This is a genomic window from Deltaproteobacteria bacterium, from assembly GCA_019308995.1.
GTDB lineage: Bacteria > Desulfobacterota > Desulfarculia > Adiutricales > JAFDHD01 > JAFDHD01.
Genome location: JAFDHD010000107.1, coordinates 1 through 10,755, shown reverse-complemented (window position 1 = coordinate 10,755; position 10,755 = coordinate 1). Strand labels below are relative to the sequence as shown.

7 protein-coding genes and 1 pseudogene are annotated in these 10,755 nt (G+C 47.4%); all 8 read right to left on the bottom strand.

Annotated elements, in window-relative coordinates; genetic code table 11:
• Positions 1-199 precede the first annotated feature (199 nt).
• The 8 genes and pseudogenes from JRI95_14100 to JRI95_14065 all read right to left on the bottom strand — a co-directional run bounded on the left by JRI95_14100 (position 200) and on the right by JRI95_14065 (position 10,677).
• Positions 200-1,480 carry an IS1380 family transposase gene (locus tag JRI95_14100; GenBank protein MBW2062676.1) on the bottom strand — a complete coding sequence of 427 codons (1,281 nt, stop codon included), beginning with the start codon at positions 1,478-1,480 and terminating at the stop codon, positions 200-202.
• Positions 1,481-1,636: 156 nt separating this feature from the next.
• Positions 1,637-3,157 (bottom strand): hypothetical protein, encoded by a 1,521-nt coding sequence (locus JRI95_14095; GenBank protein ID MBW2062675.1) that lies wholly within the window; start codon positions 3,155-3,157, stop codon positions 1,637-1,639.
• A 119-nt stretch (positions 3,158-3,276) separates the two neighbouring features.
• Positions 3,277-4,829, bottom strand: a pseudogene (gene asnB, locus JRI95_14090) (asparagine synthase B).
• A 24-nt stretch (positions 4,830-4,853) separates the two neighbouring features.
• Entirely contained in the window at positions 4,854-6,113 is a 1,260-nt protein-coding gene (locus JRI95_14085; protein MBW2062674.1) for a class I SAM-dependent methyltransferase, read from the bottom strand.
• A gap of 14 nt (positions 6,114-6,127) precedes the next feature.
• Complete coding sequence (locus tag JRI95_14080; protein MBW2062673.1) at positions 6,128-6,817, bottom strand: corrinoid protein; 690 nt, start codon at positions 6,815-6,817, stop codon at positions 6,128-6,130.
• A gap of 59 nt (positions 6,818-6,876) precedes the next feature.
• A complete protein-coding gene (locus tag JRI95_14075) occupies positions 6,877-8,394 on the bottom strand; it encodes a trimethylamine methyltransferase family protein (GenBank protein ID MBW2062672.1) in 1,518 nt (505 codons plus the stop codon).
• Positions 8,395-8,413: 19 nt separating this feature from the next.
• Positions 8,414-9,208, bottom strand: coding sequence for a dihydropteroate synthase (locus JRI95_14070; protein ID MBW2062671.1), 795 nt, complete (start codon positions 9,206-9,208; stop codon positions 8,414-8,416).
• Positions 9,208-10,677 (bottom strand): trimethylamine methyltransferase family protein, encoded by a 1,470-nt coding sequence (locus tag JRI95_14065; GenBank protein MBW2062670.1) that lies wholly within the window; start codon positions 10,675-10,677, stop codon positions 9,208-9,210. Before JRI95_14065 ends, JRI95_14070 begins: the two co-directional genes overlap by 1 nt.
• Positions 10,678-10,755 lie beyond the last annotated feature (78 nt).

Here is a 10,755-nt window from a genome sequence, read left to right as displayed (position 1 = left end):
CCCAAAATCCGCGATTACAATTGACAGAAGTACCTTGCAGTAGTTTTGGGGGCGATTTAGAGCCTTTTCAAGATATGTTTTTGTATAGCAGCACGATGAAGCCGCCTTAATTGATGGACCAGCGAAAAAAGGCCATAATTAACCGCTCACGAGCCTGCTTGCCCTTTGTCTATCCCCTTCTGTTTATTTTTAGCCCGAGTTAGACCCAGGCGAGCTCACCGCATCTTGATCGCACCTCGGCAAACAGATTGAACATCCTTCGAGTCACTTTCAAAATAATCGATCTGGCATGATTTATTACTTTACCGGCCGTCTGATAGAATCGCCAGCGCAGCGTCTGAACTTGGTGTTTACGCCAACTCTCAGGCAACGCTTGAAGCTTGAACAAGACGAACAGATTATAAGCCAAGACCCCAATCCGAAAAAAGACGGCGTTTGCTTCCAGTTGTCCACAGGGCATCCGTTCCATCCCAAAACCAATCTTTAATTCCTTGATCCGGTTCTCGCTCGTCTCACCACGCTGATTGTACCATTTAATTGTCTCTTCGGCCGTCTCCTCCCGATTACTGGCCACCACGGTGTAACGCATCTTCGGATCCTCCGCGCTGAACAGGTCCCCTTGCACCGGCCGCTGGATCACTACCAGCCGAAACGCCTGAGCCGTCTTGTTCATACTATGCACCGTCTCGGCAATCTGACCGTCTTGATAAGACCTCCACTCCTTCGCCGGAATCGATTTGATCGCCGCCAGCACCGCCAGGTCCAAATCCGCTCCAATAGCAAAACTCACCTTATGGCTTTCGCACCAGTTGATCACCTCAGCCTGGTAGGCCGCACTGTCTGATCGCAAATGGGCGATGCGAGTGCCCACAGGCATCTGGTTCACGCAATGCCTGATAAACTCAAGATTCCGCGCCCCAGGAGACTCGTTGCCCGCTCGAAACTCATCCCCAATCACCAGCCCGCTCTCGGCTAAATGACCAACAATAGGCATGTAACCACGCTCGCCTTTGTAAGTCCACCGGGCCTCCTTCTTCTCCGCCACGATCTGAGTCGCATCAATATCCAGCGTGTATTCAGTTCGATCATTATGGACCTGCCCGCGCCTAACTAACTCACGGTTCACCAACTCAAGCCCTTTAAGACCCTCACCACTCTCCCCCATCCGCCGCAGCCAATCACCAGTGGCATCCGAACTCGGCATCTCTTTCATCTCCAGAAGCTCTCGTAAACCTTGATCCTCTCGAATTTGACGCAAATCCTCCAGACTACGGCCACCGCCGTGAAGCATCAAAATAAGCGGCAAGACAAATTGAGAGGGACTGTAACCCACCCCACTGCCGGGACCGGGCAAACCATCATCCAATATCTCCGAAAGCTTTAATGTCTCAATAAATTCGCCGAGCAGGGCTAAACCCGCATGAGCCGTAATCGTGTCCCTGGTCATTTCTAACTTGAACGGAAGAACTGTTTGTGTCATCATCTCTTCACCTTGTTGGTGTGGTTGCTTCTCGCTTGTTTTGACTTATCTTACCATATCAACAAGGTTTTTTTTGACTTGCCTAATTCAATCGCGGATTTGGGGTCCAACGGATGCCGTTTTTCCGTGAATTGCGTAATGGTAGAGGCGCGGGCTTTATAAAGCCACCCATTGACCGACGGTTTCTACTGGGCTGCCTTCCCCGAAGTATTTGGTAAATAGCTTAAAATAATAATATTCTTCTTTACTGCGAACTATGGGGAATCTCTGTTGCGTTTCCAGAAATTCCTCATCTGTGACTATTTCTTCAAAATATGAGGGCAATATACTAGCTGACCCCGAGCCCTGGGAAAATTCCTGCTTCAGCCTCCAGATGATCTGTTCCGGCATTTCAGATTCGAAGGCTTTACGAAAGATCCATTTTTCGATTTTTTGGCCGTTTTCAGGTTTCTGTTTATATTCAGACGGTATGGCCATGGCATAATTCAACAGTTTACCTGAAATTAAGGGAGCGACGACACGAATGCCGTTTGCCTGATTCATACGGTCCAATCGTAGCGATGCATTATTATGCAAAAAACCAAGACATTCCATTTGTCGAGTAAAAAGCTCCGAGGTGGGATATTGTTTCAAGTATAGATAACCGCAGAACACCTCGTCCCCGCCTTCCCCGGATAGAAGCACCTCTACACCTTTCTCCCTGGCGTATTGGGAGATTATATAATTTGCCACCGCGCTCCGCACCAATGAGGGATCAAACGATTCCAAATAATAGATTACGTCTGGAAGAACCTCCAGCATCTGCTCAAGGCTGACGATCACCTCATGATGTTCACTTTCCAGAAAGTCCGCCATCAGACGGGCCATTTCGATATCCTCACTTTCGGTTATTCCCAAGGCAAAGGTCTTCAGGCTGGCCCCAACTCCATGATTTTCGCGATTGATCTTTGTGGCCAGATAATTAATGACACTGCTATCTATACCCCCACTGAGCAAACCTCCTGTGGGCCAGGCAAAATCCACCCGGCTTCTTACACTCTCCTCAATCAGAGACCTTACATCTTGAATCATCTGACTTTCGTTTAAATTGTGTTCCTGTGGCGGACTTGTCGGCAAGGCTGAAAATTGTGATATCGTGCCTTCATCATTTATTGAATGCCCCGGCGGGAATTCGAACACCTGATCTGTAATCTGAGTTATGCATTTCATCTCAGAAGCCAGGTAAAGGGTCTGGTTTTTCGTTCCGAGGAACAACGTTTTGATTCCCAGGGGGTCCCGGGAGGCAAAAAGTGTGTCATCATCCACTATGACGAATGCATATAAGGCATCTTCCAGGTAATCGAGCATGCCGGGACCGTGCAATTCATACAACTTCAGCAGCAGCCGTTCTTCCCGGTGCGCCCCATCCTGAATGCCGAATCTTTTCGCCAACTCCGCCCAGTTACCGATCTGACCGTCATAGCAGATCCGTGCCTGAGAATTTGCCTGGTTATGGAAAGGAATGTTTCCAGAACTGAGCTCTTCGGGATGATCGGCTTTTAGATAATTCTGAGCCAGGATGGCCCGTGATGTTGTTTCGATACCAGAATAATCAGGACCTCGATGTTTAATCACGTTAAACATGGCTTCAATGTTTGATTTTTCAGGCCTTCCGAAACCGACTGCAAAACCACTCATAATCCCTCCCGAAATAACCATGTATGTATTTTTTGTTTCCCATTTACCAGCCTCATTGCTTACTCTATTGAAAATATCATCGAAAATACTTAAGGAATGCAGAGTCTACTCAGTTCATCCTATGTACCAAGTATTGTTCCAGAGGTTTTACTTCGTTCTTCGTCGAATTCAAAGCCTGTCCAGATATCGATAGAGTTCAAAATCGAGTCCTGCGGGTGATAGTTTCTGAAAATCTTATAATAAAAGGCTGCTTCCTTGCTGTTGATAACCGCGTTTGGATTCTGGGCCTTTATTTGCTCGAATTCGCTGTCTGAAATCTCATTTTCAGCAAGAATCTCTCCTAATTGCTCACACCCGGCTCCTTGAGTATATTGGACCTTATACCGCCATAAAATCTCATCCGGCAGGTAATCGGTATCGGTAAAAGCCTTTCTTAGAATCCATTTCTCGATTTTTTGACTATTTTCTTCCCTGATTTTCAGCTGCGGTGCTATTTTCATACCCAGGTCGATCAAGTCCGTATCAAAAAACGGCACACGTAATTCCAGACTGAACAGCATTCCCATACGGTCGGCACGCTGAAGATTTATGTTATGCACACCTTTAATAAGACGTCTGGCTTCAGGATTTATTTCATCCAGCGCAAATCGCTTCATGTAGTGATATCCGCCCCTTCACCAGTAAGAACAACCGTGACATAATCCGCCGCCAGTTTACACGTAAAATAACAGGGTACGGCGCAACGCACGAGAGACGGGTCATATGTCTCCAGTTTTTTGATGACATGAGGCAGGACATCGTAATATTCGGCTTCTGTAATCAGGTATTCGTGATGATTTGAACCGATATGCTCCGCGGCAATACGGGCTGCAATCAGATCGTCGCTCTCCCTGCCTGATCCGTCCTTCATACCAACGGCAAATGTATGCAGATTCGGTATATCGCGCGCCGCAATGGCGGCAATGAGGCTGCTGTCAAGGCCGCCGCTGCAAAAGGAGCCGACATGGATTTCTTTGTCTGCCAGCAGCCTTTTCCTTATTGACTGTATTAGCGTGGTCCGTATGAGATTACTGGCATGGTCAATATCTGTCAGGTGAAAATCTCTGGGTTGAGGGACTTCGTAGTAACGCACGAAACCTGTCTCAGGTGTGTAATAATGTCCACAGGGGAATTCATGTACCTCGGACACACCTGAAAAACTCATGGCCCCCAATTCTGAACTGAAATAAAGATGGTCGTTCTTATAACCGTAATAGAGAGGTTTGATACCGATTGGATCGCGGGCCAGCATGAAACTATTTCCATGATAAAGAGCAAAGGCAAACATGCCGTCCAGTTCACAAACACATGCCGGTCCCTTTTCCTGGTACAGTTGCAGGATTACTTCTGAATCGGACTTGGTAGTAAAGAGATATTTCGTAGCGAGTTGTTCCCGTATAGCCTGAAAATTATAAATCTCTCCATTACAGATAATGCCGCTGTTGCCGTTATTTGCCAGGATCGGTTGGTGTCCCTTGGCCACATCAATAATCGACAGTCGGGTATGGCCAAAAACAAATTCACCAAAGGCATGGATACCCCGGTCATTCGGCCCTCGATGCGGGAGCGCATCCAACATTAGGTTAATTGTTGCTATGTCTTTGACGCCAATGCATCCGGCAATACCGCACATATCATTCTTTCCTGTTTTTTCCGGTTATTTTTTTATTTCAAAAAGGCCCACTAAACCATGGCCAACTCCGGTGCCGGGCTGAAGTTCTATTTCAATTTTTCTCAATAGATACGCAAGGTGAGGTTCAATCATATTGGCCCGAAAGTCATCGTTTTCAATGCTTTCATGCTGATAGATCAATCTGCGCATGGACAGGATAGCATCCTTAACCGGATTAAGAAGTGATTTTTCTTTTACATGAATATCTTCAATAATTGCTTTGTGTTCATCATAGCTTTTCAACATTTCCACGGTCTGTTTCACCAGTACAGCACAATGGGCAAAAAAGGCATCAAAGAAACGATTTAGTTCCTCGAAACCCGTGTGCGAGCTATATTTAAACTTCAATTCATTCAGATCAGTGCGGTTATTCACCTCATAAAGTGAATTAATAAGCTTGCGGTATGGAACACAGTTTGGATTATAGTCTCCCGTGTCGGTATGCCGACCTACGATGATGGACCGGTCAAAAAATTTAAGGGCTTTGAATTGCACTTCAGACTCCCGAGACGCTTTATCCATAATCCGTTTTATTTTGTCCCGGGTCATGAGTTTGAGAGGAAAAGCTGAAATCTCGTGCTGACCACGTTCCTCTTCTGGAAAGATGTAGGAAATCCGGTAGTCCATGAACTGTTCCGAATCAGGTGCATTCAGCCACAAATCCTGCCACTCATATGAATGGCTGCCCAACCAGTCTCCCATAAAAATCGAATCCTGCGGCGCGTGTCTGAAGATGTCGGCTATAAGTTTTGCATTCTGATCATCATAAAAATGCGAGAGGGTGCCATAGGACGTAAAATAGACATCAAAAGGCTCCTGATCACTAATAGACCTGGGTAATCCTTCTGAAATGTCTGCACATATAAATTCCAGATCAGAATTATGACGGTGGCATGCTTCAGCCTGCCCGAGAAGATCTTCGTTAATATCCACACCTATATAAACCTCAAGCATATCGGGTGAAATAATATTGGTGGAAGGCTCGGCAATCATGGACTTTGATTTTCGAACTCCCATGAGCAGTTCATACCCGTCCCCGCTCCCGCATCCCAGGTCCAGTATGCGTAATTTTTCATTGTTCTTATTTTTACGTAATACCAGTTGCTCCAGTGCCGGAGCCAGAAAAATAGCGGTAATCTGATCTTCCCAGTAACGTCTTGCATTATCATATTTACCGAATAATCCCGTTGGCTTCTCGTAATTGCCGGTTCCGGCAGCTTGTGAGTATGCTTCTTTTTCTACCATAATTACTCCAGCGATTAACCAGCGGCGCTGAATTGTTTCAGCTTTTCTACGGCTTCAAACGCATCCTGACAGTAACCGTCGGCCCCTATGGAATCCGCGAATTCCGGAGAAGTCGGCGCACCTCCGATAAGAACTTTGACCTGATCCCGAAGCCCTTCTTCGCTCAATCCTTTAATCACATCTTCCATGGAACGCATGGTTGTGGTCAGCAGCGCGGACAATCCCAGAAAAGGTGCCTGATGTTCTTTCACCGCGGCAACAATATCTTCTACCGGGACATCAGCACCAAGATCAATAACATCGAAACCCGCGCCCTTAATCATAATGGAGACGATATTCTTCCCGATATCATGGAGATCATCCTTAACAGTAGCTATGATAAATTTTTCCTTCTCCTCCACACCCGCTTCCAACAGATACGGCTGAAGGATTTCCATGGCCGCTCCGACACATTCTGCAGAAGCCAGCATATCCGGTATCAGGTACTCCTTATCATTGAATTTTTTCCCCACTACATCCATTGCTTCAGTCAGACCATGCAGGATGATGTCTTTAATATCTACATTCTGCTCAATGGCCTGTTCCACCAACTCAATAACGCCGGGTTTTCCGGCCAGACCCTCATCAAACCCCTCGTCTTCAGCTTCCAACCGGCCCTGGATAACATTAAAGGCGATTTCCTGGATTATATTTTCTGATTCCATTTCTTTTCCTTTCCAAAAAAATACTGAACTCAATTAAAATTTGCTGAACTTTTGCCACCCTATATCAGGCCCGGGATTTTATCGTATATTCGCTCCACCATATCCGGCTCCAGATGTCTAGCCGGCCTGCTTTCAATCTCTTCCATATACTGGAGTGCATGTTTTACCGTGTTGTCCTGCATGCCCCGGTCTTCAAACTGATATGGATTTGAAACATCGCCTGCGTGCATGGCCTTTCTTGAATGCCGGGCAAACAGCCTATTTGATGAGTTCATAACCTTATTTACTATCTTGAGAGCCTCATCAATACTGTCAGCGTTGATTTTCGGCACACGAAGGCAATGCTTTACAAGACCAATCTGCTCATTATCGAGAACGGCCTGTACAGGACAGAAACTGTTGGTTCTGTTTAACAGCCCGAAGGCGTAGTGGATATACTGGGCACCGCTCATGGCCATATATAGGTGTGTAAACAGTTTCTCAAACGTAGCCTGAATCCCCGGCACATTCGCGTCGCCTACACCGGCCGAAGAATAACAGGGGATATTGTAATACCTGGCCATTTGCACGCAGGATGTATTGTATTGATTAAACTCCGGACACCCGTACAGGTCATGCAAGTCATCCATCCGGGACCTGACGGGAACGCTGCCATACAATACCGGTGCACCTTCCTTTATCAATTGAGTGAGTGTTAAACCGGCAAGTATCTCGGCGTTTATTTGGGTCACCATGCCTGCTTCTTCGATCGGAGCGGTCGAACCGCCCTGTGGTGAAGAAGATATAACCAGAGGCAGCCCGGCTTTCACAACGGCAAATACTTTGTCCGCGGTTTCATCAACGATCTGCAATGGACTCTTAAACACACAGGCAATAAAAGAAATAATTGGATTATCCCGTAACTGCTCAGAACCGCCAGCAATGATTTCAGCCATGCTGATCACATCGCCCAGCCTCTCCAAAGATGTTAATCCGGCCTGAATGTGCTTGGTCATATTGTTCAGGCAGGCGAAAAATTTATTTACATCATGGTTATCCGTTGTAATTTCCGGGTCCTGTATGTTAAGAGGCCGGATAAAGAAATCAAGATGCTCGAGCTGTTCACAAATCCTCGCAGCCCTGCCCAGCAAGGCAGTGGTCCCTCTCAGCTCCTTATAAACCGGCATCGTGTAGGAACTCGAACTGTCGTTAACACCGACCATATCCTGGAGTTCGGTTTCAAGCCAGATGTTGGCTTCCGACCCGGAGCCAAAGTAAACACGTGGCACCTGCGCATCCAGAAACAGGCGATTGGCGGGATCCCGTGCACCAAGCACAACTTGAGATGGAACCTTCTCAATGGCGTCCTGGATTAAACCGGATGGTATGGAAATACGCCATACGACCGATTTACCCTCTTTCTCTTCAGTTACTGCTGCGCCGTGACTTTTTAAAAGTTTAGTGGTCTGTTCGTTGTAACACCAGACACCGGGTTCATTTAGAATATCGAGCGAGGCTTGATGTAAATATTCAATCTGCGCCTGGCTTAGTCTTTCATAAGGCTTAACCAGAACACCTTCTCTAAAATCCTCAGGCAAATCATTCTCCTTATGTTTATTATTTCCGAAAGGCTCTTAAATACCTGCGGCAGTAGCGGTCTCTGCCTAGAAGTGCATTCGCTATTTTCACCGAATTCATGAGTCCCTGGTCAAGGGGATCCATCACAGCCGCGTCCAGGCCTTTAAGCATGGCCATAATCATAAAACCGGCGTTGAGGGCCGAGCGTCCCGGCAGACCGTATGATACATTGGAAAGACCCATCACCGTACTGGCGGAAGGAAACTCGTTTTTCAGCCTGGATAACGTATTAAGCGTTACAAGCGCCTGGGTATTATCGGTACTGATGGGAATAACCAACGGATCAAAGTACACCTGGTCGAGCTTAAGCCCGGACTTTTCCATGAAGCCAACCATCTCAGCCGCGATTTCAATACGCTCCCCTTCCGTTTGAGGTATTCCCTGCTCGCCCATGACCAGGGCAATGAGCGGGGAATCGTATTCCACGGCCAGCGGCACTACTTTTTCCAGCCGTTCTTTCTCATTGTTGGTAGAATTAATGAGTGATTTGCGGTTTCCCCGCGCTTTCAGGCCGGCCTCGATAACAAACGGATCAGCGCTGTCAATGCACAGCGGAGTCTCTATCTCATCCTGTAGTACATTAATCGCCCATTCCATGGCCTCAATCTCGGTCTCCTGATCCCCGATCCCTGTGGCTACATTTACGTCTATATACTGGGCACCTGCATCAACCTGTTTCCGGGCCAGGCTGCACAGCCCCTCCTGGTCTCGGGACTCGATAATTTTTTTAACGGCCGGTATGCTCGCGTTTATTTTCTCGCCAACAATAATCATTATTTTAGATCCATAATAGATTCGTGTATTCCTGAAATGTCCCTCATTATCCTTTCCCTACTCTCGATGGGTATGTATTGTTCTCGAGGTTGAGTCAGTACCGCGCTTACTTTTTCCGCAGCTCTTGCCGCAGCATTCTTTTTACCGGCATTTTCCCATAAGGTACGGGTTTCCCGGTCGCTCAGTTGAGGTTGATATATTTCCTTGCGCATGTTGCGTCTGGTATGACGCGAGGTAACGAAATGCCCACCCGGGCCCACCTGTCTGATTACATCCAGGGCAAGCGTATTATCGTCAACCCGGATGCCGTCAACAGCCCGCATGACCATGCCTATAATTTCATTATCAATAACCAACTTGTCGTACGAAGCGGTCATGCAGAATTCAAGGAATCCTGCAGCATCATGTATAAAATTGCCGCCGGCCAAAGCGACCATGGTACTGGTAATCGCAGACTCATACCCGGCCTGAACGTCATTCGTTTTCGCGTCAGACATCCCGGCGGTGGCATAAAATGGAAGGCCATAATATTGCGCCATCTGCGCGCCAGCCGCGTTTAACAACCCCATTTCCACGGCTCCGGATATGTACTTCATATCGTGAAGATCGGTAATGGAAGCTACGGATCCGTTGATGACCGGAGTACCTGGATTGGTCAGTTGGGCCAGCAGCACTCCGGCCAGTGTATCCACGGTCTGAATAACCAGGCTGCCGGCCAGCGTTACCGGGGAAGTAGCCCCACAAAGAGGCTCTGCCGGCACCACCACTGGGATCCCGGACCCCGCAACCTCCATGATAAGCTCGGCATAAGTCTTATCCAGTTTAAAAGGGCTGATGACGCAGGTCACCATGGAGATGAAAGGCCGGTCCCGTAATTTATCAGGCGATCCGGCGATTATTTCCGCAGCTTTTATTACGTTCCTGACACCCTCAACTGTGTAGACACCCCCCATTATGTGCTTGCTGGTATGATTCAGAGCCGCCGCGAACCGGTTAATATCCACACTCTCCTCGGGGATGTCATGCGGATAAACATTCAGCATGTAAAAATGAATATTATCCAGTTTATCAACAAGGCGGGCCATATCCACGATATCTCTTATCCCGGCTCTCCGTGAATTTTCGCACCCTGAATCCTGTACGTTTAAAGCGGTACCGCCGGTGCCCATGTATACGTTCCGATCACCAAGCTCCAGGTCGTGAAGCCCGTCTTCCGCCCGGCCGCACAGGGTAATTATTGATGGAGCACGGCTGATCAGGTCCTCAACAAGGGAAGATTTCATTCTCATGATATCGGTATCGCCAACCCGTTCGGCTCCTGCCTGTTGAAAGAGCTCCCGGGCTTTCGGGTGATTTACTTCAACCCCGATTTCTTCAAAAACTTGAAGAACTGACTGATGTATTCTGTTGATTTTTTCCTCGGAGAGAGGCTTATACTGCCCTCCAGGTAAACCTTTCCTGATATTCATTCCATTACCTTTCAAATTTTAAAATACTTATAAGGAGGCTTGTTTTATCTTCGAGCTTCACACTCGAATCGTTTACAT